Origin of the sequence: Xanthomonas sp. NCPPB 4037 (assembly GCF_041475695.2) — a bacterium.
GTDB classification, from domain to species: domain Bacteria; phylum Pseudomonadota; class Gammaproteobacteria; order Xanthomonadales; family Xanthomonadaceae; genus Xanthomonas; species Xanthomonas campestris.
Genome location: NZ_CM191261.1, coordinates 3,035,676 through 3,059,311 on the forward strand (window position 1 = coordinate 3,035,676; position 23,636 = coordinate 3,059,311).

Annotated in this window: 21 protein-coding genes, 1 tRNA gene and 1 other RNA gene; 13 read left to right on the forward strand and 10 right to left on the reverse strand. The window is 65.7% G+C overall.

Annotation, left to right across the window (positions count from 1 at the left end):
• Nucleotides 1-8: 8 nt before the first annotated feature.
• From ftsY to ACCQ01_RS13605, 3 genes are all read left to right on the forward strand, one after another.
• Nucleotides 9-1,613 carry a signal recognition particle-docking protein FtsY gene (ftsY, locus tag ACCQ01_RS13595; RefSeq protein ID WP_161963338.1) on the forward strand — a complete coding sequence of 535 codons (1,605 nt, stop codon included), beginning with the start codon at nt 9-11 and terminating at the stop codon, nt 1,611-1,613.
• A 464-nt stretch (nt 1,614-2,077) separates the two neighbouring features.
• Nucleotides 2,078-3,148 (forward strand): A/G-specific adenine glycosylase, encoded by a 1,071-nt coding sequence (gene mutY, locus ACCQ01_RS13600; protein ID WP_228432258.1) that lies wholly within the window; start codon nt 2,078-2,080, stop codon nt 3,146-3,148.
• Nucleotides 3,149-3,301: 153 nt separating this feature from the next.
• Complete coding sequence (locus ACCQ01_RS13605) at nt 3,302-3,580, forward strand: oxidative damage protection protein (RefSeq protein WP_011037561.1); 279 nt, start codon at nt 3,302-3,304, stop codon at nt 3,578-3,580.
• Between the two features lie 153 nt (nt 3,581-3,733).
• Here ACCQ01_RS13605 and ACCQ01_RS13610 read toward each other — a convergent pair whose 3' ends face one another.
• From ACCQ01_RS13610 to ACCQ01_RS13620, 3 genes are all read right to left on the reverse strand, one after another.
• On the reverse strand, nt 3,734-4,198 hold the full coding sequence (locus ACCQ01_RS13610) for a DUF6491 family protein (protein ID WP_228432260.1): 465 nt from the start codon (nt 4,196-4,198) through the stop codon (nt 3,734-3,736).
• Nucleotides 4,199-4,333: 135 nt separating this feature from the next.
• The gene (locus ACCQ01_RS13615) at nt 4,334-5,956 is read right to left on the reverse strand and encodes a hybrid sensor histidine kinase/response regulator (RefSeq protein ID WP_228432262.1); all 1,623 of its coding nucleotides are present in this window, start codon (nt 5,954-5,956) and stop codon (nt 4,334-4,336) included.
• 245 nt (nt 5,957-6,201) lie between these two features.
• Nucleotides 6,202-6,534, reverse strand: coding sequence for an SMR family transporter (locus ACCQ01_RS13620; RefSeq protein ID WP_228432264.1), 333 nt, complete (start codon nt 6,532-6,534; stop codon nt 6,202-6,204).
• 235 nt (nt 6,535-6,769) lie between these two features.
• Here ACCQ01_RS13620 and ACCQ01_RS13625 point away from each other — a divergent pair, with 235 nt between their 5' ends.
• Nucleotides 6,770-7,441: a class I SAM-dependent methyltransferase gene (locus ACCQ01_RS13625; protein WP_228432266.1), complete on the forward strand. Its 672-nt coding sequence runs from the start codon at nt 6,770-6,772 to the stop codon at nt 7,439-7,441.
• Between the two features lie 147 nt (nt 7,442-7,588).
• On the opposite strand, the gene ACCQ01_RS13630 is transcribed toward ACCQ01_RS13625, so the two are convergent.
• On the reverse strand, nt 7,589-8,206 hold the full coding sequence (locus ACCQ01_RS13630; RefSeq protein ID WP_228432268.1) for a hypothetical protein: 618 nt from the start codon (nt 8,204-8,206) through the stop codon (nt 7,589-7,591).
• 278 nt (nt 8,207-8,484) lie between these two features.
• On the opposite strand from ACCQ01_RS13630, the gene ACCQ01_RS13635 reads away from it, so the two are divergent.
• Nucleotides 8,485-8,682: a KGG domain-containing protein gene (locus ACCQ01_RS13635; RefSeq protein ID WP_014508120.1), complete on the forward strand. Its 198-nt coding sequence runs from the start codon at nt 8,485-8,487 to the stop codon at nt 8,680-8,682.
• Between the two features lie 153 nt (nt 8,683-8,835).
• Here ACCQ01_RS13635 and ACCQ01_RS13640 read toward each other — a convergent pair whose 3' ends face one another.
• A complete protein-coding gene (locus tag ACCQ01_RS13640) occupies nt 8,836-11,796 on the reverse strand; it encodes a PAS domain-containing protein (RefSeq protein WP_228432270.1) in 2,961 nt (986 codons plus the stop codon).
• A 368-nt stretch (nt 11,797-12,164) separates the two neighbouring features.
• Here ACCQ01_RS13640 and cho point away from each other — a divergent pair, with 368 nt between their 5' ends.
• Nucleotides 12,165-13,022 carry an excinuclease Cho gene (gene cho / locus ACCQ01_RS13645; RefSeq protein WP_228432272.1) on the forward strand — a complete coding sequence of 286 codons (858 nt, stop codon included), beginning with the start codon at nt 12,165-12,167 and terminating at the stop codon, nt 13,020-13,022.
• Between the two features lie 21 nt (nt 13,023-13,043).
• Here the strand turns inward: cho and ACCQ01_RS13650 are convergent, their stop codons facing one another.
• On the reverse strand, nt 13,044-13,217 hold the full coding sequence (locus ACCQ01_RS13650; RefSeq protein WP_228432273.1) for a hypothetical protein: 174 nt from the start codon (nt 13,215-13,217) through the stop codon (nt 13,044-13,046).
• Nucleotides 13,218-13,352: 135 nt separating this feature from the next.
• Here ACCQ01_RS13650 and ACCQ01_RS13655 point away from each other — a divergent pair.
• Nucleotides 13,353-13,427: non-coding RNA, sX9 sRNA (locus ACCQ01_RS13655), on the forward strand.
• A gap of 4 nt (nt 13,428-13,431) precedes the next feature.
• On the opposite strand, the gene map is transcribed toward ACCQ01_RS13655, so the two are convergent.
• The 3 genes from map to ACCQ01_RS13670 all read right to left on the reverse strand — a co-directional run bounded on the left by map (nt 13,432) and on the right by ACCQ01_RS13670 (nt 15,520).
• Entirely contained in the window at nt 13,432-14,208 is a 777-nt protein-coding gene (gene map, locus ACCQ01_RS13660) for a type I methionyl aminopeptidase (RefSeq protein ID WP_228432275.1), read from the reverse strand.
• Nucleotides 14,205-14,417, reverse strand: a complete 213-nt coding sequence (locus ACCQ01_RS13665) for a ParD-like family protein (RefSeq protein ID WP_076054801.1) — start codon at nt 14,415-14,417, stop codon at nt 14,205-14,207. The genes map and ACCQ01_RS13665 overlap by 4 nt, the downstream gene beginning before the upstream one ends.
• Before the next feature lie 233 nt (nt 14,418-14,650).
• Nucleotides 14,651-15,520 (reverse strand): aldo/keto reductase family oxidoreductase, encoded by an 870-nt coding sequence (locus ACCQ01_RS13670; protein WP_228432277.1) that lies wholly within the window; start codon nt 15,518-15,520, stop codon nt 14,651-14,653.
• Between the two features lie 114 nt (nt 15,521-15,634).
• On the opposite strand from ACCQ01_RS13670, the gene ACCQ01_RS13675 reads away from it, so the two are divergent.
• On the forward strand, nt 15,635-16,537 hold the full coding sequence (locus ACCQ01_RS13675; RefSeq protein WP_228432338.1) for a LysR family transcriptional regulator: 903 nt from the start codon (nt 15,635-15,637) through the stop codon (nt 16,535-16,537).
• Between the two features lie 430 nt (nt 16,538-16,967).
• Nucleotides 16,968-18,353 (forward strand): S41 family peptidase, encoded by a 1,386-nt coding sequence (locus tag ACCQ01_RS13680; protein WP_228432279.1) that lies wholly within the window; start codon nt 16,968-16,970, stop codon nt 18,351-18,353.
• Nucleotides 18,354-18,808: 455 nt separating this feature from the next.
• Here the strand turns inward: ACCQ01_RS13680 and ACCQ01_RS13685 are convergent.
• A tRNA-Phe gene (locus ACCQ01_RS13685) sits at nt 18,809-18,884 on the reverse strand.
• Between the two features lie 179 nt (nt 18,885-19,063).
• Between ACCQ01_RS13685 and ACCQ01_RS13690 the strand changes: the two genes are divergently transcribed.
• The 4 genes from ACCQ01_RS13690 (at nt 19,064) to ACCQ01_RS13705 (ending at nt 23,480) form a co-directional block, all read left to right on the forward strand.
• Nucleotides 19,064-19,600 carry a lipocalin family protein gene (locus tag ACCQ01_RS13690; RefSeq protein WP_228432281.1) on the forward strand — a complete coding sequence of 179 codons (537 nt, stop codon included), beginning with the start codon at nt 19,064-19,066 and terminating at the stop codon, nt 19,598-19,600.
• A 76-nt stretch (nt 19,601-19,676) separates the two neighbouring features.
• A complete protein-coding gene (locus ACCQ01_RS13695) occupies nt 19,677-20,156 on the forward strand; it encodes an LEA/WHy family protein (RefSeq protein WP_228426924.1) in 480 nt (159 codons plus the stop codon).
• A 37-nt stretch (nt 20,157-20,193) separates the two neighbouring features.
• Nucleotides 20,194-21,987 carry an acyl-CoA dehydrogenase C-terminal domain-containing protein gene (locus ACCQ01_RS13700; RefSeq protein ID WP_228432283.1) on the forward strand — a complete coding sequence of 598 codons (1,794 nt, stop codon included), beginning with the start codon at nt 20,194-20,196 and terminating at the stop codon, nt 21,985-21,987.
• An 836-nt stretch (nt 21,988-22,823) separates the two neighbouring features.
• Nucleotides 22,824-23,480 carry an HNH endonuclease gene (locus tag ACCQ01_RS13705; RefSeq protein WP_011037574.1) on the forward strand — a complete coding sequence of 219 codons (657 nt, stop codon included), beginning with the start codon at nt 22,824-22,826 and terminating at the stop codon, nt 23,478-23,480.
• Nucleotides 23,481-23,636 lie beyond the last annotated feature (156 nt).

Below are 23,636 nucleotides of genomic sequence, written 5' to 3' on the forward strand. Positions count from 1 at the left end.
CGTTGCCAATGGCCAGCTTCTTCCGTCGCAACAAGCCAACCACGCCCGACAGCTCGCGGACCTCGCGCTACAGCCTGGAAGAACTGGCAGCCGCATTCCCCACGGCGCCATCGGCTGCCACGCCAGCCGCACCGCCCGCGCCCGCCCAGACACCGCCTGCCAGCGCGCCGACCACACCGGTCGCGCTGGTGGCAGCGCCCAGTACGCCGGCTGCAGAAACGCCAAGGCCAGCAACGCCGGCCGCACCCGCTGAACAACTGGCGCAGGACATCGCCGCACGCACCGGGCAGGTGCAGAGCATTGCCGCGGTGCCCAGCGCACCCACGCCGCCGCCAGCCGCTGCGCCCTCGGCGCTGCAGGCATTGCCGGATCCGGTTGCGCCGAGCGCGCCGGCCACCGCCACGCCCGTCGTTGTGGTGCCTACGCCGCAGCCGCTGCCACAGGCCGCACCTGCTGCACCGCTGCAAGCGCCGACCCCGGCAGTCACGCCAGCCGCGCCAGTAGCCACGCCGCAGGTGGCGGTACCGCCCGTAGTGCCTGCACCGGCTGCGCCTGCGGTGCCCGCAGCGACACCGCCCGCCGCATACGCGCCAGTCCCGGCAGCGCCCGTGGTCACCACACCAGTGGTTGCGCCTACGCAGGTCGTGCAGGACAGCGGCATCGACACGCGCGACAGCCTACCCGCCGCGCCGGCCGGCAAGCCGGGCTGGCGCGAGCGCCTGCGCAACAGTACCTTTGCGCGCAGCTTTGGCGGCCTGTTCTCCCGTAACCCCAAGCTCGACGACGACCTACTCGACGAGATCGAGACTGCGCTGATCACCGCCGACGTCGGCATCGGCGCCACCACCGCGCTGGTCGAAGGCCTGCGCAAGCGCATGAAGTCGCGCGAATTCGTCGATGCCCAGGCCATGTTCAAGGCCTTGCGCGCCGACCTCATCGCACTGCTGCAGCCGGTCTCCAAGCCGCTGGTGATCGACCGCTCGGTCAAGCCGTTCGTGGTGCTGACCGTCGGCGTCAACGGCGTCGGCAAGACCACCACCATCGGCAAGCTCGCCAAGCGCTTCAAGGACGACGGCCACAGCCTGATGCTGGCCGCCGGCGACACCTTCCGTGCCGCCGCGGTGGCCCAGCTGCAGGCCTGGGGCGATCGCAACGGCGTGGCCGTGATTGCGCAGGGACAGAACGCCGATGCCGCTTCGGTGGCGTTCGACGCGCTGCAGGCCGCCAAGGCCCGTGGCACCGAGGTGCTGATCGCCGATACCGCTGGCCGCCTGCACACGCAGACCGGGCTGATGAACGAGCTGGGCAAGATCCGCCGTGTGCTCGGCAAGATCGATGCCGCCGCGCCACACGAAGTGCTGATGGTCATCGACGGCACCACCGGCCAGAACGCCATCTCGCAGTTGCGCCAGTTCCACGCCGCCGTCGGCGTCACCGGCCTGGTGGTGACCAAGCTCGATGGCACCGCCAAGGGCGGCGTGGTATTTGCGCTGGCCCGCGAGTTCGGCATTCCGATCCGTTTTGCCGGTATCGGCGAGCGCCCGGAAGACCTACGCGTATTCGACCCGGAAGCGTTTGTCGATGCGCTGCTGCCAGAAGCGTTGGGCAGCTGATTCCACGCCTGCTGCAGTGCTGCACGCATGCAGCACTGGCGTTGGGGTCCAGATGCCTACGTGGATGCACTCACCGCGCTGCGTCTGCACTGGCCAGGCGTGGCTGCGGGATCGAGCTGCAGCGGCCACCTTCAGCCGTTGCAGCGGGAGGCGCTGCGGGAGGCGCCTCTGGCGCAGCGCAGGTTTGCCATCTGCAGCGCGTGATCGACAAAGTACCGGCGTGGCAGCGGCATCAAGGGCCGCCGGACGTGCAGTTAGCCGCATGGCGCGATGCCTATCCACCCTGCAAACATGCACCTTGCTGCGCTGTTGAGTGCCGAGATCAAGCCACCGACGCCTACACTGCACAATGGCGGCATTGCGTATCAGCTCGCACGAAGCGCGCAGCCGCATGCGGGATTGAGTCACCGCACCTCTGCACACCAACCGCCTTGAGCCCTCGCCTTCCCACGCCAGCAGACCCCATGCCCGCACCCGCCACGCTCACCACCGATGCGTTTGTCGACCGTCTGCTGCACTGGTTCGATGGCCATGGCCGGCACGACCTGCCCTGGCAGCATCCACGCGCGCCCTACCGGGTGTGGTTGTCGGAAATCATGCTGCAGCAGACCCAGGTCGCGGTGGTGATCCCGTACTTCCAGAAGTTCGTCGCCAGCTTCCCCACCCTTGCCGATCTGGCCGCCGCCGACAACGACACGGTGATGGCGCACTGGGCCGGGCTGGGTTACTACGCGCGTGCTCGCAACCTGCATGCGGCCGCCAAGCAGTGCGTGGCCTTGCATGCAGGCGAGTTGCCGCGCGATTTCGATGCGCTGCTGGCGCTGCCCGGCATCGGCCGCAGCACCGCCGGCGCGATCCTCAGCCAGGCCTGGAACGACCGCTTTCCAATCATGGATGGCAACGTCAAACGCGTACTCACGCGCATCCACGGCATTGCCGGCTATCCCGGCTTGCCGGTCGTGGAAAAACAGCTATGGCAGTTGGCGGCGAACCATGTCGCACACGTGCCCGCCGGCCGCCTGGCCGACTACACGCAGGCGCAGATGGATTTCGGCGCCACGCTGTGCACGCGCGCCAGACCGGCGTGCATGGTGTGCCCGCTGCAGGACAACTGCGTAGCGCGTCGCGAGGGCCTGGTCGAGGCACTGCCCACGCCCAAGCCCGGCAAGCAATTGCCCGAGCGCGAGGCCACCGCGCTGCTGCTGGAAAACGCGCACAACGAGATCCTGCTGCAACGCCGCCCACCCGCCGGCATCTGGGCATCGCTGTGGACGCTGCCACAAGCCGAAACCGACAGCGCGTTGCGTGAGTGGTTCGCCGCGCATATCGATGGCGATTACGACCGTGCCGACGAAATGCCGATGATCGTGCACACCTTCAGCCACTACCGCCTGCATTTGCAGCCACTGCGCCTGCGCAAGGTCGCGCTGCGCCAGGTGCTGCGCGACAACGACGACCTGCGCTGGGTGGCACGCGCAGATCTTGCAACGCTAGGCCTGCCGGCGCCGATCCGCAAATTGCTCGACGCGTTGTAAACGCGCGCCGCACGAGAACCACGTGCGCATGCAACCCTGGCTCGGCTTTGACAGGACACAGGCTTACACTGCGACTCCAGCGCACCGTGTGTTGGTTGAGCCCTGCACACCTGCATCGCCCACATCACGCGCGCACCATACAAGGAACTTTGCATGTCCCGCACCGTGTTCTGCCAGTACCAGCAATGCGACACCGAAGGCCTGGATTTTGCGCCGTATCCCGGCGAGCTCGGCCAACGTATTTTCGCGCAGATTGGCAAGGCCGGCTGGCAGGCCTGGCTTGCGCACCAGACCATGCTGATCAACGAAAACCGGCTCTCGCCGCGTGACCCCAAGCACCGCGCCTTCCTCGAAGCGGAACTGCAGAAGTTCCTGTTCGAACGCAATGCCGACAAGCCAGAAGGGTATGTCGATCCGCTGGGTGAAGAGTGAGCGCGGCACGTAGCTAATTGGCTGCAGCGTGTTGGCTGCAGCGTGCGTTTGGCCCGGTGTTGCGCGCATCTTCACGCTAAGGCGCTGTCGTGCATCGCCACTACCGCCGACCAGCGGGCCGACATCATGACTCGCCGGAGTAGGTGCCCACGCTCAGTCGTGCGGAGCCTGTTCGGCTTCCGCCTCGGTGCGCTCCTGCATCCTGGCCTCGCGTAATTGTTTCTCCGAGGCACGGATCGCCTTGACGTCGAGCGGGCGAATCGTCTCGATGCGGCACGGAATACGGATCATCCCCGGGCCACCGAGCGCAATCACATTGTCGAAGCGCGCACTCACCTGACCAAAGCGCTGCGTGATCGCAATGGCCGGCGCATACCCCAGCTCGTTGCAGCTCGCGCGCAGTTCCAGCAAATACGCCTGATTGGGGCGCGTCCACACCGCCAACGCGCTGCCGCCCAATGCGGTCCAGCCGGCCAGGCTGTTGCCATAGCGGAAATCCCGCACCGGCGCACCGGCGTTGGCGCGGTACAGCTGCAGGCGCTCTTCGTCAGACAGACGCCCGGTGGCGCAGCCAACCAGACTCAGCAGCGCAATGACCACCCAAATGAATTTGTGCATGGGACACCTCGGCAATGAGGCCTGAGCATGCCCCGCCGGATGTCATGCCTGGTTGAAAGTGCGCGTGTGCCTGGCTAGGCGTTCACGGATGGGCCACTGCCGGGCACTCCAGGCCGCGCCGGCACCTGCACGTATTCAACCAACGCCGGTGGGACCATCCAGCAACATGCGAATGCGCTTGAGCAATTCCTTCTGCGTGTACGGCTTGTTGACCACGTCGAACTCCGCGCCGCCCACATCGGTGCGCTGGATGCTGGCATCGGCATAGCCGGTGGTGAGCAATACCTTGATCTTGGGCAGCATCCGCCGTGCTTCGCGCGCCAGCACCACGCCGTTCATGCCGCCTGGCATGATCAGATCGGTGAACAAGGCGTCCACTTCCGGATGCTGCTCCAGCACCTGGATCGCTTCGCGCCCGCTCGACGCGGACAGCGCGCGATAACCGGCACCTTCCAGGAACATCTTGGCCACCACCGCCACGTCCTCCTTGTCTTCCACGATCAGGATGGTTTCGTTGCCGCCCTTGTCCAAGGCGCGGTTCTTGGTGGACGGCAGCGCGTTTTCGTAATCGCTGGAGGCGGGAAAATACAGCCGCACCGTGGTGCCTTCGCCCACTTCGCTGTAGATGCGCACGGTGCCGCCGGATTGCTTAACGAAGCCATACACCATCGACAAGCCCAGGCCCGTGCCCTGCCCCTCTTCCTTGGTGGTGAAGAACGGCTCCATGACCCGGCTCACCACTTCCGGCGGCATGCCCGAGCCGCTGTCGGTCACCGCAATGCTTACGTAGCGGCCCGGCGCCAGCTGGTGATACATCGACAGATCGTGGCTGGTGATCTCCACATTCTGCGTCTGCACCATCACTTCCTTGCGCTCGGCATTGGCCATGGCGTCACGCGCATTGATCAGCACGTTCAACAGCGCTACTTCGGCCTGCGTCGTGTCGATCTGGCAATTCCACAGCCGTTCTTCCAGCGCCTGACGAAGGGTGATGCCGCCCCCCAGCGCGCGCTCGGCCATATTGTTCATGCCCGACACCAGGCCATTGAGATTGACCACCCGGCCACGCAATTTCTGTTTGCGCGAAAACGCTAGCAATTGCTGGGTCAAGGTCGCGGCCTTGGCCGCCGCCGCGGCGGCGTGCTCCGCGCTGACCGCGATGCGATCGGGGCTGCCGTTGCCGTTGCTGACCATCATCTGGATGAATTCCAGATGCCCGGACATCACCTGCAGCAGGTTATTGAAGTCGTGTGCAATGCCGCCGGTGAGCTGGCCCAGCGCTTCCATCTTCTGCGCCTGGCGCAGGGCATCTTCGGCATCACGGCGGCGGCTGACGTCCAGCTGCGAGCCAAAGAAGTACACCAGCTTGCCGGTGTCATCGAAGACCGGGGAAACGAACAGCGCATTCCAGAATGTCGAGCCGTCCTTGCGGTAATTCAGCACTTCAGTGGCGAATTCGCGGCGGTTATCGATGGCGTCACGCACATCGGCCACGGCCTGGCGATCGGTCTCCGGACCCTGAAGGAAGCGGCAGTTGTTGCCGATGATTTCGTCGGCAGCGTACCCGGTCATTTCCAGGAAGGCCCGGTTGGCGAACACGATCGGGTTATCCGGCAGGTATGGGTCGGTCACCGTCATCGGCATGCGCGTGGTTTCCACCGCAGCAAAGAAGATGTCCGAGCGATGCTTGCTAACCGGAAGCGTCTGCGATTCGCCAATCAATGGCGCCCGTGGCTCTCCGTAACCGGAATCGTTCAAGTGCGTGCTCTCCGCGGGGCCATTCCCGTGGCGCTAGTTTAGACGAGCCCGGTGAGGCCCCCATCACATCCGTGAGCCTTTCCAGACCGGCAAATGACCGCGATGCAACCTTTGATTGCAGCCGAACGTAGCTGCGCTCGGGTGACTGCCCGGCACCCTCGCTGCGGAGCGTGTGGACTGCCGCGATGCGGAAAAATTGCCGGTCTTGCCCGGCGCGCGGCGACGCGTGTCCCCGCCGTGCGCCGTCACTGCGGCGCCATCTTCGAGAACACATCGATGACCACCGCGCCGGCCACGATCAGCGCCATGCCCAGCATGGCCGGCAGATCCAGCCGCTGGCCATGCACCAGCCAGGCCACCAACGAGATCAGCACGATGCCGGCTCCGGACCAGAGCGCGTACGCGATGCCGACCGGGATCACCCGCAACGTCGCCGCCAGGCAATAGAACGCCACGGCATAGCCGAGCACGGTCAGCAGCGACGGCCATCGCCGGGTGAAGCCTTCGCTGGATGTAAGCGCCGCCGTCGCCATGACCTCCGCAACGATTGCCACCGCCAGAAACACCCAGTGCTTCATCCTCGTCTCCACACCTTCACTGCCGCGACCATAGCGGCAGCTACCGGCTTGCATGCAAGCGCCGGGCTGTGCGCCATTGCCTGCACGCACCGCGCGCGCTAACGCGCCACGGTCGGGTTTGCCGTAGCATGCGCGTGCACCACGCAGCTCCTGCGTCTCGTCCGGCCGTTCTGGCGCCGTTGCGCGCTCTTCTCTCTCCGCCGGCCTGCGCGCCTGGCGATCACGCGACGCGACCATGCCGGGCTATCAGACCCAGATCCATGCGCTGACCTTCGGGCAGCACACCCTCAGCATCCGTGCGTTGGCGGACAAACAGCAGTACGCAGACCCCGACCAGACCGCCGCCGATGCGGGGATTTCCTCGGCGCAGTGGAGCCTGTTCGGCCAGGTCTGGCCCGCCGGCCAGCTATTGGCCGAAGCGATGGCCACCCGGCCGGTGGCCGGCAAACGCATTCTCGAACTCGGTTGTGGCCTGGGGCTGGCCAGCCTGGTGTTGCGCCGCCGCGGCGCCGACATCGTGGCCAGCGACCATCACCCGCTGGCCGAAGTCTTCCTCGCCTACAACGCTGCGCTCAATGCGCTGGAATCGGTGCCGTACCGGCGCCTGGACTGGGATGCGGGCGCGGCGGACATGGGCCAGTTCGACATGATCATCGCCAGCGACGTGCTCTACGAAACCCGCCACGCCACCTTGCTGGCCAAGCTGATTCCCGACCTGGCCAAACCGGCCTGCGAGATCGTGATCAGCGACCCTGGCCGCGGCAATGCGAACACCTTGTCGCGCATGCTGGCCGACATCGGTTTTTCATTGATTGCCGGCGAACGCCAGGCCGCGGTGCACGTCGCCAAGGCGCCGCGCCTGTTTGTGTACCGGCGTGGCGCGGAGCCGCGGCAACCGGCTGGCTGAGCCGCGCGATCGCGCTGCGGGCTCGCCGCACGGCGCAGGCGCTGGCCACACACCGGCGCTGCGCAGACAACGCAGCAAACGCGTCGCACACGCCGATGCCAGGCCCGGCACTCGCCTGCTGATCACGCCATTACGTTAGCGCGACACCTAGCCACCGAGGGGACTGTAGGCAGACAGCGTCACCGGCTTGCGCGGGTCGGCCTTGATCACCTCGTGCCGGCTCAGACGCAGCGCCTCGCCATCGCGCTCTGCGTCCGGGTTGGTCACCCAGTCTTCAATGATGCGCACATGGAACAGCACTGCACGCTGCGTGCGGTCGTAGCGGAAGGTGATGTAGTCGGTCCAGTGCTGGCCGCATGCAACGCCGTTCTGCACGGTGAAATAGGCGCCCTTGGCCACCAACCCCTGGCCGTCGTCGTCGAACGGATCGCACTGCCCACCGTCATCGGCCTTGAAGATCACCTGTGCGTTGCGCGCGGCTTCGACAAAGCGGCCATCGTCCGTGTGTATCAGGACCAGCAACAGCCGCTGCGGTGCATCCTTGCCGGCGGCAATCTGCGCTGCCTCATCGGCGCGCCGCAACGCCAGCAAGTAATCGCGCCGGCCATCGCCGTTCAAATCCGAATCAACCGCCTGGATGAGCGTGTAGCCGGCAGGCAGGTGCGCGCTCAGCTCTGGCGGCAGCGCCGCTGCGGCACAGGGGCCGGTTGCCATCGCCGTTGCCAACACCATCGCCGCTGCGTGACCTCGCATCTGCATGCTCATCCATTTCGTTCCGGGCGTGCAGCATAGCCGGCCGTGCAACTGCCTGTGCGTCTGGGCATGCGCGACCGAACGCGAACGCATCCGTCCACATGCCTACGCGCTAGCGATCGCCATCGCCCGTTTCTTGGCAGTGAAGAAAAATCGCCAAGTCCGCTTATGCGCTCAGGTGCGATTGGCGCATCGCCGACGTGCGTTTTATGCAGGCGGCGCGATGCTCTGCCCCGCACCACGCAAACGCGTGCGTGCATTCCCCAAGCAACGAACCAAGAGAACTCTCCATGGCAAATCAGAACCAAAACCAGGGCGGCACCAGTAACCGCGGCTTTGCTTCGATGGATGAAGACAAGCAGCGGGAAATCGCCTCCAAGGGCGGCAAGGCAGCCCATCAGAGCGGCAACGCACACGAATTCAGCTCGGAAGAAGCACGCGAAGCCGGCAAGAAGGGCGGCCAGTCCAGCGGCGGCGGCAATCGCTGACCGCGCGGCGCTTCCGGAGGGCCATGCGCTCGCCGGAAGCGCTCATGGTGTATGTCATTCACCTGAGACCGGGCGCCTGAGAGCGCCCTGCTGTCTGTGCATCTCGCGCAGGCGCGGCAACGCGATGCCACCGCACAGCACTGCCGCGAACACCTAGCGAATCATCTCGCGAATGCGCGCCGCCATCGCATCGATACCGAACGGCTTGGTCAGCACGGCCATGCCCGGCGCAAGTTGGCCGGCGCCGAGCACGGCGGTTTCCGCATAGCCGGTAATGAACAACACGCTCAAGCGCGGCCGCGCGATCCGCGCCGCATCGGCCATCTGCCGCCCGTTCATGCCACCCGGCAAGCCAACATCGGTGATCAGCAAGTCGATCCGCACATCGGACTGCAGCACGCTCAAGCCGGATGCGCCGTCCACCGCCTGCAACGCGGTATAGCCCAGTTCCTCCAGAATGTCGGCCACCAACATGCGCACGCTGGGTTCGTCGTCCACCACCAGCACAGTCTCGCCCTGTTGCGAACGCGGCGTCGCCGGCAGCGTGCGCGCTTGCGCATCGCCGGTGGCATCGCCCAGATGCCGCGGCAAGTGGATGCAGACGGTAGTGCCCTCGCCCACGGTCGACGACACCCGCACCTGGCCACCGGACTGCTGCGCAAAACCGTAAATCATCGACAGCCCCAGGCCGGTGCCCTCGCCGATCGGTTTGGTGGTGAAGAACGGCTCGAACACGCGCGCAATGACGTCTCCGGGCATGCCGGTGCCGGTGTCGCTTACGCACAACGACAGGTACTCGCCATCGGGCACCTCGTGTTGCTGCGTGGCCGAATGGTTCAACCAGCTATTGGCGGTTTCGATGGTGATGCGGCCGCCGTCCGGCATCGCGTCGCGCGCGTTGAGGCACAGGTTGAGCAGCGCATTTTCCAGCTGGGATGGATCCACCAACGCGGGCCACAGCGCCTGTTCGGCCACCGTGGTGAGTTCGATCGACGGTCCCACCGTGCGCCGGATCAAGTCTTCCATGCCGGCAATCAGTGCATTCACATCGGTCGGCTTGGGCGCGAGCGTCTGCCGGCGCGAAAACGCCAGCAGCCGATGCGTCAACGCTGCCGCGCGGCCGGCCGCTTTCTGCGCCACCGCGATGTAGCGCTCCACATCGTCGAAGCGGCCCTGGCCCATGCGCGTCTGCATCAACTCCAGGCTGCCGGAAAGGCCGGTCAGCAGATTGTTGAAGTCGTGCGCCAGCCCGCCGGTGAGCTGCCCCACCGCTTCCATCTTCTGGCTCTGCCGCAACGCCTCGCGTGCCACCTCCAGGCTGGCTTCGGTCTGCACGCGGTCGGTGACATCCTGCGCCACCTGGAAGGCGCCCACTCGTCCGCCATGGCGATCGCGCAGCTGGCTGAAGCGCACTTCGTAATGCCGCAGCGCGCGTGCCGGGTCGCCGAATTCCTCCAGCACCAGGAACTCGTCGCCACTTAGCGCGCGGCCCCAGTGGCGCGCCACCTGCGCGCGATGTTCGGGCAAGCCGTCCAGCAGACCGAGCAGGTTGTCGCCCACATGCGCAGACACCCCATAGGCGAGCCGCAAAGCCTCGGCGCTGGCGGTGTTGAGGGCCAGGATGGTGAAGTCCAGGTCGCAAGCGAGCACGGCCGCGTCGGTGCTATCGACGAAGTCGGCGAACAGGCGCCGCTCGGCCAATGCTTCGACAACGCGTTGCTCCAGCGTCTCGTTCAAGTCGCGCAACTGCTGCTCCACCCGCCGGCGCTGGGTGATGTCCACGATCAGCATCGCCACGTGATTGTCGTGGGTGCCGGCCGGAAACAGGTGCGCATCGTACCAGCGCCCCAGCCGTGCAGCCTCGCGCTCGAAGCGCAGCGGCTCGCCACTGCGGGCAACGCGGCCATACGCCTCGTGCCACTCCTGCTCGATGCCGGGCAGCAACTGGCTCGACCATTTGCCCACCACATCGGTCAGGCCGGTATGCCGCTCGAAGGCCGGGTTGACCGCGAGCATGCGGTGGTCGATTGCCTGACCCTGCGCATCGAACTTGACCTCGGCAATGCAGAAGCCGGCGTCGATGTTTTCGAACAGCATGCGGTAGCGTTTTTCGCTCTCGCGCAAGGCCTGCTGCGTCTGCTGCGCATCGGTGGTGTCGAACCCCTGCACGAAGATGCCGGTGACGCGGCCGGCATCGTCCTTGACCGGCTCATAGACAAAATCGACAAAGCGCTGCTCGGCGCCGGTACCGGTCCGCTGCAGCTGGATCGACACGGCGGACGCCACGAAGCGCTCGCCGGTGCTGTAGACGCTGTCGAGCAATTCGTAGAAACCCTGGCCTTCGAGCTCCGGCAAGCCGGCACGCACGCTCATGCCGAGCATGTCGCGACCGCCCACCAGCCGCAGATAGGCGGCATTGACGAAAGCGAACACATGCTCCGGGCCGTGCAAGATCGCGGTGAACCCGGGAGCCTGTTCGAACAGCCGGCGCCGCCGCTCGGCTTCGGCGACGCGCAGGCGATCGGCGCGCACCGTCTCGGTGATTTCGATGCCCTGGTTGAACAGGCCCACGATGCTGCCGTCTTCGCCGCGGATCGGTGCGGCGCTGAAGTTCCAGTAGGTCATTTCCGGCACGCCGCGACGCACCATCGGCAGTTCCACATGCCGCTGCTCGAAACCTTCGCCGGTCTGCAGACACCGGCGGAACGGCGGCGCCACCTGTTCCCAGGACGCGCCCCAGACCTCGGAGACCGGCTGGCCCAACGCCCACGGATGGCGATCGGCCATCGACGGGATATAGGCGTCGTTGTAGAGCATCACCAGGTCAGGGCCCCACAATACCGTGGCGAGCACCGGCGAGTTCAGGCAGATCGACAGCGCCGAACGCAGCGATTGCGGCCACTGCGACGGCAGCCCCAGCGCCGAGCCACTCCAGTCGTGCGCACGCATCCGCGCGCCCATTTCGCCACCACCGGCAAGGAAGGAAAACGACTCACCACTGGGATCAACGGGCATCGCGTCTGACGTAGTTGGGGTGGACCACTGCCGGAAATAAGGCAGGCGTGCGCGATGCGTCTTGCCATCGAACGGCGGGCGGTCGACAGCGTCGTGCATGCTCCATGGCGTTAGCGACTCCCCCGTGAAGACTGCCCGCGTGCGGCATCGGTTGTGCCCGTCGCGGGCGAGACGATAGCGCGCCCGCCAGCATCGCCACAACTTCCGGCCGCCTGCCGGTCGTTGGACTGCGACAAAACGCTAAACCGTTCACCGCCGCGCGGCCTGGTGGGCGCAGCGCTGCGCCATGGCCGCCGTCTGATGTCCGATGACCGCGCGTCTCATCCACTGAGACACGTGCTTGGCAGCATCGCCGCCGATGACACGCACCACAACGGCTACTCGCCGCACCACATTGATCGAACGGCGGCACTGCGCGCCTGGCATCGCGCCAAGCAACGCGTTACCACCGAGACAGGAGGCCGGCGGTGGTGGGGCGCGCTGAGCGGGCAAAGCGCAGCTGGGGCGCTCCGGACTACACCTACCCCGAGCATCTGCGCGCAGAACTGGACACCTTGCCGGCCACGCCCGGGGTCTATCTGTTCCATGGACAGAGCAGCACGCTGCCGTTGTACATCGGCAAGAGCATCCACCTGCGCAACCGCATCATGGACCATTTCCGTAACGCGGCCGAAGCCTCGCTGCTGCGTCAGACGCGCAGCATCCAGGTGATCGAAATGGCCGGTGACATCGGCGCACAACTGCTGGAGTCGCAGCTGATCAAGACCCTGCGCCCGCTGTACAACCAGAAGCTGCGCCGAATCCCCCGCCAGTTTTCGATCCGGCTGTATCGCGGCGAGGTGTCGATCGAACATTCCGGCGAGATCGATCCGACGGCAGCGCCCTGGTTGTACGGGCTGTATTCCAGCCCGCGTGCGGCCAAGGAAACGTTGCGCCGCCTCGCCGACCAGCATCGTCTTTGTTACGGCTTGCTGGGACTGGAGCGGCTGCAAGCAGGCCGGCCCTGTTTCCGCGCCATGCTGAAACGCTGCAGCGGCGCCTGCCATGGTGCCGAGCCCTTGGACGCGCACGAAGAACGGCTACGCAGCGTGCTGCAGCATCTGGAACAGGCGGCGTGGCCATTTCCCGGCGCCATCGCGCTGAAGGAGCAAGGCGCGCAACGCACCCAGTTCCATGTGCTGCGCGATTGGCACTATCTGGGCAGCGCCACCTCGTTGGCGGGCGCACGCCGTTTGCAGGCGACACCCGGCGCGTTCGACCGCGATTGCTACCGCATCCTGCGCAAATATCTGGAGACGCAGCTGCACTGCGTGTCGCTGCTGTAGGCGCAAGCGGGCCCAGCTGGCTCAGCGCTTTCTACTTCGGCGCGATTGCGCATCGCTGCGGTGCTGCGTGGTGGGCACCTGCTGCGCGAACACTGCGTGCATGCAGGCCACCACCTGTTGCGCGCGCGCAGACAACGGCCATTCGGCGCGATGGATCATCCATAGCGTATCCACCACCGGATGCAGCCCTTCCACCACCTGGATCGCGGCCTGGTCGTGGAAGGCCAGGCGTGCGCCGCACTACGGCCAGCGCGTGCAACCATGCTTTAGAGCAGCTATCAAAACTACTGCGCAGCCTCAAGGCGGGCGCGGCCGGTGCTCGGAATCGGCATGTACCCACGTACACTCCGGTTCCTCCGCGCCGTCCGCACCCACCTGACGACTGCTCGCTACGTTTTGTTAGCCGCTTTTAGCCCAGCACGCAACGCGGCACTTCATTCGGCCGCAGCGTCAACACCTGCACGCCGGTACGCGTGACTGCCACGGTGTGTTCGAACTGAGCGGACAACAGGCCATCGCGCGTATGCACCGGCCACACGTCGGCCTCCGCGCGCACCGCTGGCTTGCCCTGGTTGAGCATCGGCTCGATGGTGAACACCATGCCCTCCTGCAGCTCCGGGCCGGTGTTGGCATGGCTGTCATGCAGGATTTGCGGCTCCTCGTGCATTTCGCGGCCAATGCCGTGCCCGCAGTATTCCCTGACCACGCTGTAGCCCTGCTCACGCGCATGGCGCGCGATCGCGTGCCCAATATCGCCAACGCGCGCACCAGGGCGTACCGCGGCAATGCCTTTCCACATGGCCTGATACGTTGCCTTGACCAGGCGACGTGCCGCGTACGACACCTCGCCGATCAGGTACGTGGTGCTCGAATCGGCAATGAAGCCGTTCTTTTCCAGCGTGATGTCCAGATTGACGATCTGCCCACTGCGCAGCACATCGTTCGCCGACGGTACGCCGTGACACACCACATCATTGATCGAGGCATTGAGCACGAATTCAAACCCGTACTGCCCTTTGCTCGCAGGCCGCGCCTGCAACTCGTCCACGATCATGCGCTCGACGAAATCGTTGATCTCCAACGTGCTCTTGCCCTGCATCGGCAACTGATCCAAGCGCGCAAACACCTGCGCAAGCAGCGCACCGGCATCGGCCATCAACGCCAATTCGTACGGCTGCTTGATCATGTGCGTCGCGCATCCAACGCGGGCGATTGCACGCCTGCGCCGCGGAGCTCATCGGCCACGATGTCCTGAAAACACCGGTCCGGATGCATCTCGCACAGCATGCCGATCCTGATCCAGAACGTGGCCTGCGCATTGATCGACCGATGCGTGACCGTGCAGGCCCGACGCAACTGATCGTGCAAGCTGTCGTCGATGTTGACGATGCCCATGAGATTGCCTTGCAAGTGGATTTATACGAATCGTATATGTTTCGTATATTCGTCGCAAGACAGCCTTGCCAATGCGTCGCGGACGAGGACCGGCACCGTCCGCCTGGGAAACACACACAGTCACTGCAGGCACCAGTCCGCCGCGTCCGCCAGAACATCACAGCTCCCTGCGAGGCAGCAGACAGCGCACGCATCGCCACCACACGCGCCGCTGCCACCTAAGTCACACCGCCTTACTGCCGCCCAATCCCCTCCAGCACCGCAAGCACGGCGTCATCCAGTTCCAGCGTTGCCGCCGCCATGTTCTCGCGCAGATGCGCCAGCGATGACGTCCCCGGGATCACCAGCACATTCGGCGAGCGCTGCAGCAACCACGCCAAGGCCACCTGTTGCGGGGTCGCCTGCAGCTGCGCGGCCACCTCGGTCAGCGCCGCGGACTGCAGTGGCGAGAAGCCGCCCAGCGGGAAGAATGGCACGTAGGCGATGCCCTCACGGGCCAGCGCGTCGATCAGTGCATCGTCGGTGCGATGGACCAGGTTGTAATGGTTCTGCACGCACACAATGCGGCACAGCGCCCGGCCTTCTTCGACCTGTTGCGCGGTGACATTGCTCAAGCCGATGTGGCGGATCAGCCCGCGCTGCTGCAGCTCGGCCAGCGCGGTGAGCTGTGGTTCCAGCGACCCTTCCACCGGGCGTTGCACGTCCAGCATGCTGCGCAGGTTGACCACCTCCAGCACATCCAAACCCAGGTGTTTCAGGTTGTCGTGCACGGCCTGGGTGAGCGCTTCCGGCGCCATCGCCGGCAGCCACGCGCCACTCGCATCGCGCTTGGCACCGACCTTGGTTGCGATGGTCAGCTGCTGCGGATACGGATGCAGCGCCTCGCGAATGATCTGGTTGGTGATGTGCGGGCCATAGAAGTCGCTGGTATCCAGGTGGGTCACGCCCAGCGCCACCGCCTCGCGCAGCACCGCAATGGCGGCGTTGCGCGAGGCGGGCGGCCCGAACACATGCGGGCCGGCGAGCTGCATGCTGCCGTAGCCGAGGCGGCCCACCTGGCGGTCGCCGAGGGCATAGGTAGAGGCGGATGAAGTGGTCAACATGGCGTGTCTCCGTTGGGGTGACGCCACTCTAGGCAGGCCCGATGCGTGCAACAATCCAGGGCAAAGCACACAGGCTGTGCAGGATATCGAACAATGGCGACCCATCTGGCAGACCTGCAGGCTTTTATTGCTGTCGCGCAGGCGCAGGGCTTTCGTGAGGGCGCGCGCCATAGCGGCGTCAGCGCCTCCAACCTCAGCGAGGCCGTCCGCCGGCTCGAAGAACGCCTGGGCGTGCGCCTGTTCAATCGCACCACCCGCAGCGTGGTGCCCACCGATGCCGGCCGGCTGTTGCTTGCGCGTGTGGCACCCGTCCTGGGCGAGCTGGAATCGGCCATCGACGCGGTCAACCAATTCCGCAGCCGACCGATGGGCAACCTGCGCCTCAACGTGCCGGTGAGCGCCGCGCGGCTGGTGCTGCCGGCAATCCTGCCCGCCTTCATGGCCGCCTACCCCGACATCCGTGTCGAGATCACCACCGAAGAAAGCTTCGTGGACATGATCGCGGCCGGCTGCGACGCCGGCATTCGCTATGAAGAGCGCCTGCAACCGGACATGATCGCCGTGCCGATCGGCCCACGCGTGCAGCGCATCGCCACCGCAGCGGCGCCGCGGTATCTGGACCTCCACGGCCGGCCCGGCCACCCCAAACAGCTGCTGCAGCACACCTGCATCCGCGGGCGCTTTGTCAGCGGCGCGATCCCGGCATGGGAATTCGAACGTGCTGCGGAAGTGATCAGCATCGACCCGCTCGGCCAGTTGATCGTGCAGGTGGGCGGCGGCATCGACCTGGCAGTGGATGCGGCCGTCGCCGGCAGTGGCGTCATCCACCTGTTCGAAGACTGGCTACGCCCGCACCTGGACACCGGCACGCTGGAACCCATCCTGCAACCGTGGTGGCAGACCTTCTCCGGCCCGTTTCTGTATTACCCCAGCCGCACGTTGATCCCAGGCCCGCTGCGTGCCTTGATCGATTTTCTTCGCGACACGCAGGATGCCGCGCCCGGCCCGGCAGCGTAAGCGCCGTAACCGTGAGCACGCATGCGGCAAGTGGTGATTGCCAGCTTGGGTACCGCAGGTACAGCACGTCCCTGCTGCGCGATCGTGATGCCGCTGTCATGCACGGTGCGTTCGGGCTGCTGTTGCGGAGGTTGATCACGGCTGGCTACCAACGTGCTTAGCACCCCTGCCTGCCATCGCTTCGCACTGATGGACCCAGCGGATCACCCACCGCCACAACGTTGTGCCATGGCGCCGAATGCGGCCCCAAACAGCGTTCCTGCAACATCGCATGCGCGCGCCGAAAGTCACGATGCCGGACGGCACCTCACCGCCAGGCGGACTCGGCCTTATCATCCATCCATCGCGCTGCCAGGGTGCGCGCAGCAGTGCGTCGCACGGCAGCGCGACCGTCTTTGGCATCAGTCCCTGCTGCAATCACTGGATCTCAATGAAACGACTCATCACATGCGTGGCAGTCACAGCCTGGTCGTTGTGCCCGGCAGTCTCTGCCCAAGGGCTCGACACGTCACTGCGTCGTGAGTACCCCTCATTGCTGTACGTCGACCAGTACCGCGCCGCCTATCCGCAGGACGTGCAAGGCAGTACCGATGCCTGGAAAACAGCCACAACGGTGCCGCGTGATGCGACCGCCAGCGCGCTATCGCAACGCCTGGTCGGCCTTGCCGATCAGCACGTCGCGCTGACAGGCGACAAGGCGGGCAAGACAGAGACGCTGGGCGTGTTGTTCCGCACCTCCAGCGACGGCAATCTGGTCGTCTGGCACGTGCTCGATGCCCGGATCACCACGCTTGCACCGGGGGATGAAGTCCTGCGCATCAACCACATACCGACACAGGCGTGGTTGAAAAACGCTGCACGCCTCACTTTTGGCGGGAACGACCGCTCACGCCAGGCGGAAGCGGCGCTGGGCCTTGCGCTGGGCACGCCGGCGGCGCATGAGGTTGCTGGCCTCGGCAAGACACTGGAGATGCACGTTCGGACGCAGCAGCGCGCGCTGCGCACAGTCACGCTGCACTACCAGCCGATGACCCAAGACCTTGCCAAGACACTCGCATCTTCGGTCGACCTGCCCGACCTGCCGGAGATCGTGACGATTGGAAACACGAAGGTCGGGACCCTGCGTATGGGCGCGTTTGCGCCGCAGTACAGCGCAACCTTCACCACGGCAGCGGAGGCAGCAGAGACGGCTAGTCCCGAATCGAACAACACCGATGCACCGATGCTGGCGGGGTTTTGTGCAGTGACCAAGCAGCTAATCGGTCGCTACGATGCACTCGCAAAACAGTCCGACGTCATGCTCATCGACCTGCGTGGAAACATGGGTGGGTTTGCGCGCGAAGTGCGCGGCCTGGCCTGGGCCATCAGCGGACGCAAGCCGGTGCACACGTATGAGATGAGCGCATCCGGCAAAGCGGGCATCGTGCGCCTGGAGGCACTTCCGAATGACGCCAGCTGCGGCACCGTGGCCTCGCAAAAACCGCTGCTCGTCCTGGTCGATGCGGGCACCCGATCGGCTGGCGAACTGCTCGCCACCTATCTCTGGGCCAACGGCGCCACCGTCATCGGCGAGCGCACCATCGGCGCTGGCGGCGGACGTGATTCCAAGAGTGACGGCATCGCGTTGGGCGAGACCGGTTACCGCGCGCTGGTAAGCGAAAGCTTTTATGCCTTCGATCCCACACACGCGCTACGCGCTGGCGAAATGCAGGAAACCGCACTGATCGACCGTGTTGCAACCGAGGGCTTTCGCCCAAGTCGAACCGCCCCTACGCCACCCAGTCGATCGGAGTGTTGCCGGACGTGCCGCTCGTGATCCAACCGGACGACCTGCAGGATGGCGGGCGCCAGCTACTGGCGCGCGGCGTGACTGCTGCAGGATTGAACAAATGAGTCGGCAAGCGGGCCGTCTGAAAGCCACAGGCAGTCGCTCGCACGCATCCTGTCCTGCCAGCAATGGCGAATCGCAGCAGCCCAGATAGACATCAAAGAGTGCGCAGTCGGTGCGCCAAGACAGCCGCCGACTGACGAATCGGTGCAGGCCTGCCGTGTTGAACTGTCTGTACTGTCGCGCCCGCGCAACACGGTGGCTTGGCGTGCATCCCGATCACGTCGCACAAATGGAATGGATCGATCACCGGACGCCATCGCCAGATGCAACGCAAGAGTGAACCTTCGCGCCTGGTGCAAATCTGCGCAGGTAAACTTCAAAATTCTTGATATCAGCAGCAACTAGAAGGGGCGAAATGCCCGCGCTGCAACGCTTAGAACTGGTGGCCGAGGACGGAATCGAACCGCCGACACGGGGATTTTCAATCCCCTGCTCTACCAACTGAGCTACTCGGCCACTGCCTGCGACGCGATGCCTGCGTTGCGAGGAGGCGCATCATAACGAGCGTGCGGGATTTCGGCAAGCGTTCGCGCGCAGGTCGTGTTCGGGCTGAGCCGCAGCCGGGTTTCTTGCGCCGGTTCACGCCAAGCGGGGGCACCGATGGCCTAGCCTGCGCGCGTCCTTTGGAGATTCGCATGCGCCTGCCTCGCCTGTTGTTGTCATTCGCCGCCCTGCTGCCGCTGGCTGCCCTTGCGCAGCAACCGGTGCGCGCCGTGCCGGCGCTGGATATCTCGCGTTATGCCGGGCAGTGGCACGAAATCGCCCATCTGCCGGTGTCGTTCCAGAAGAAGTGCCGCAGCGATATCACCGCCAGCTACACCTTGCGCGACGACGGCCTGATCGGGGTGCGCAATGGCTGCCGCGTTGCCGATGGCAGCCTGACCCAGGCCGACGGCGTGGCACGCCCGGTGGCCGGGCACCCCGGGCAGTTGCAGGTGCGCTTTGCGCCGGAATGGCTGTCGTGGATCCCGCTGGTCTGGGCGGACTACTGGGTGATTGCGCTCGATCCCGACTACCAGTGGGCGGTGGTCGGCGAGCCGGATCGCAAGTACCTGTGGATCCTGTCGCGCTCGCCAGCGATGCCGCGCGCGCAGTTCGAGCAGCTCAAGGCCACCGCCACGCAGATGGGCTACGACCTGTCGCCCCTGATTGTGGCGGCGCCACTGCGCTGAGGGCGGCCACCGCCAAGCGGGCACCGTACTGCGTAGTATTCTTGGCAATGCACCAACCCGCCAAGGAACCTAGTTCATGCACCGTGCCTTTCGCCTCCTGATCGTGACGCTGTCGTGCGGCCTGCTATTGAGCGCCTGCGGTGGCGGCGCGGTTCGCCGTGTCTCCGAGCCGACTGCCCGCATCCAGCAGCTGACTGTGCGCCCGGACGGTGGCTGGTCGGTGGAGTTGCGCCTGCAGAACTACAGCAGCATTCCGATGCGCTTCGAGCGCGTGGCGCTGGAGATCGGCATGGGCGATGGAGTGGCCGGCAAACTCGACCAGACGGTAGGCATTTCGATCGGCCCGGAAACCGCCGATGTGGTGACCGTGAGCCTGCAGCCCGCCTCGCTCGGCCGCATCACTATTGCCGATGTGCTGGCCGGTGGCCGTTCGCTGCCGTACACGCTCAAGGGCACGGTGTGGGCCACCCCGCAGGACAAGAAACAACGCGAGTTCGCCGTTGATTCGCGCAACACGCTCAGCCCGGCTCCGGGCCTCAACGGCGTGCTGCGCTGACGCGCACGCCCCCACGCACACGCTTCAAGGATCCCGCATGAGCAGCTACATCGCACCGTTGACCGACTTCCGCTTTGGCCTGTACGACGTGCTCGGTGCCGAGGCACTGTTTGCCCGGCTCGGCTATACCGACGCCAGTGCCGACATCGTCGACGCCGTGCTGGAAGAAGCCGGTCGCTTCACCGCCCAGGTCCTGGCCCCGCTCAACAGCATTGGCGACGAGATCGGCTGCGCCTTCGACAAGAGCACGCATGCGGTGACCACCCCGCCCGGCTTCCGCGCGGCCTACGACCAGTTTGTCGAAGGTGGCTGGAACGGGCTCACCGCCGAGCCGCAATTCGGCGGCCAGGGCATGCCGCACACGCTGGGCGTGCCGCTGAGCGAGATGATCAATGCCGCCAACCTGGCCTGGGGCAACTTCCCGCTGCTCTCGCATGGCGCAATGGAAGCGCTGCGCCAGCACGGCGAGGCGTGGCAGCAGGAGGTGTTCCTCAAGCCGCTGATCGATGGCCGCTGGACCGGCACCATGTGCCTGACCGAGCCGCATTGCGGCACCGACCTGGGCCTGCTCAAGACCCGCGCTGAGCCCAACCCCGATGGCAGCTACGCCATTACCGGCACCAAGATCTTCATCACCGCTGGCGAGCATGACCTCACCGACAACATCGTGCATCTGGTGCTGGCCAAGCTGCCGGACGCACCGGCCGGCGCCAAGGGCATCTCGCTGTTCGTCACGCCCAAGTTCAAGGTGGACCGCGATGGCACCGTGGGCGAGCGCAATGCCCTGCACTGCGGCTCGATCGAACACAAGATGGGCATCAAGGGCTCGGTGACCTGCGTGATGAATTTCGAGGGCGCGCAGGGTTATCTGGTCGGCCAGCCGCACAAGGGCCTGCAGGCCATGTTTACGATGATGAATACCGCGCGCCTGAGCGTGGGGTTGCAGGGCATTGGCCTTTCCGAGCGCGCTTATCAAAACGCATTGCGCTACACCCGCGAGCGGCTGCAATCGCGCGCGCTCAGCGGCGCGAAATTCCCCGACAAGCCGGCCGACCCGATCATCGTGCACCCGGACGTGCGCCGCATGCTGCTGACCATCAAGGCGCTGACCGAAGGCAGCCGCCTGCTGGCGCTGCATGCTGCCAGCCTGGTCGATGTGGCGCACCGCGGCGGCAGCGAACAGGAGCGCGCCGATGCCGAGACGCTGGTGAGCTTCCTCACCCCGATCTCCAAGGCGTGCCAGACCGAGTGGTCGGTGGAAAACACTTATCACGCGCTGCAGTGCTTCGGCGGCCACGGCTACATCCGCGAATACGGCATGGAGCAGCTAGCCCGCGATGCGCGCATTACCACCATCTACGAAGGCACCACCGGCATCCAGGCGCTGGACCTGATCGGCCGCAAGACCGCCAGCAGCCAGGCCGCCGGGCTCAAGCTGTTCCTGGCCGATGTGGAAACCTTTGCCAACACGCATGCCGACAACGCGGCCCTGGCCGAGTTCATCAAACCCTTGCGCGACAAGGCCAGCGAGTGGGCCATGCTGACCCGCGACGTGCTCGACCGCGCCGCCCGCAACCCGGACGAACTGGGCGCGGCCAGCTACGACTACCTGTTCTATTCGGGCTACGTAGTGCTGGCCTATTGGTGGGCACGCAGCGTGGCGGCCGCCGACGCCTCCGCGCACGGCGAGGAGTTCAAGCGCGCCAAGCGCGAGACCGCGCGCTTCTACTTCGCCCGGATCCTGCCGCGCACCCTCACCCACGCGGCCACCATCCGCAGCGGCGCCGCCCCGTTGATGACGCTGGAAGCGGAGTTGTTTGGGCAGGGGTGAGCAGCCGTGTCGCTGCGATGTTGCCCTGCGTGACCGATGTGCTTTGAGAGTGGGCTTGTCGGGTGTCGATGCGGGCGTCGCTGTCGTGTCGTGTCGTGCGGGTGCGGGTGCGGGTGCGGGTGCGTGCAAGCGTTTGCGGCTAGTCACCCTTCGGCAATGCTGAAGAAAGCGCCCTACCCGGACGCCAGCCCTACGTAGGAGCGCGCTTGCGCGCGATGGAGCTTTCCCGGTGACGCTTCGAAGCCTTATCGGTAACGCTCCCTCGCGCACAAGTGCGCTCCTACCAGTGCGTCGATCGCAGGGGCAAGTGCATCGCTCGCGCGGCTCGCGTGACGCTTGCGCCTCGCGGCCGCTAGTTAGGCCGTTGGGCCGATCGGGCCAGCGCGCGGCAGCTCAGCAGGCAGCCGACGTTGGCAAAGCGTGGGCGCGAGCGGGTTTGGTGTTCTTGAGATGCACCCTCTAGAGAGATGCAAGACGCCGACGTGCTCGGCCAGCGCCTGCAGCAACCAGCGTAGGGCCGGGCTGGGCGCGCCAACGCATCAGAAACCAGCCGCGCGTAGGAGCGCGCTTGCGCGCGATGAAGCTTTCCCGGTGACGCTTCGTAGCCTTATCGGTAACGCCACATCGCGCACAAGTGCGCTCCTACGGTGCATGGCGCCGTTGTCGATGGCACCCGTGCCTACCGCGCGCGCCTGTAGGCGCTGTGCGGCCATTCGCGGAATCGTCCTGGCCACCCATGGCTTCACAGCACAGACCGCCGCCGCCACCACCCGCACAACCGCCGAGATCCCGCAGATACACAAACTGTCAACGATCGGGTATAAGCTGTTTTCCCGATGGAGACAGACACGCACGTAGGTGATGTGATCGTCCCCGGAGGCTTCCCCGCCCCGGTCACGGGCAGCGCTGTCGCCGCATCCCCGCCGTTGCCCACCGTGCGCCTGCTCTCCTTGGACGCGCATGGCCGTGTGCTGGACTGGATCAACTGGCAAGACGCCGCCTGCCTGTATGCACGCGATGCGGTGTCGTGGACCCTGGGCGAGCCCTGCATGCAGATCCACGGCGGCGTCTCGCGCCTCACCGGCGAGCGCAGCGTGCTGGAGCTGCATCCGATCATCGCGGCACGCGGCCATGCCCGTTCGCGCGCGCTCGACCCCACGCCCACCCTCACCAACACCGCCCTGTTCGCACGCGACTCACAGTTGTGCATGTATTGCGGCCAGCACTTCAGCCGCCCGCACCTCACCCGCGACCACGTAATGCCGGTGTCCAAGGGCGGCCGCGACAGCTGGGAAAACGTGGTGACCGCGTGCTTCCAGTGCAACTCGCGCAAGGCCAACCGTACGCCGCAGCAGGCACACATGCCACTGCTTGCCGTGCCCTACCGGCCGAGCTGGATCGAGCATCTGATCCTGTCCAACCGCAACATCCTGTCTGACCAGATGGCGTTCTTGCGGGCGCAACTGCCCAAGCGCTCCAAGCTCTCGCTCTAGACCGCGCTCGCGCTTGCCCGCGTGCGACTGCGACAGTTCGTCGCAGGCACGCGTTGCGGCCACGCCACGCGCGCATCACGGCTGCTGCAGCCATCACTTCCCGCTGACACCTGAACCGGTTTGCTTGCCGGGCCTTCGCATGGGGAGGACAATATG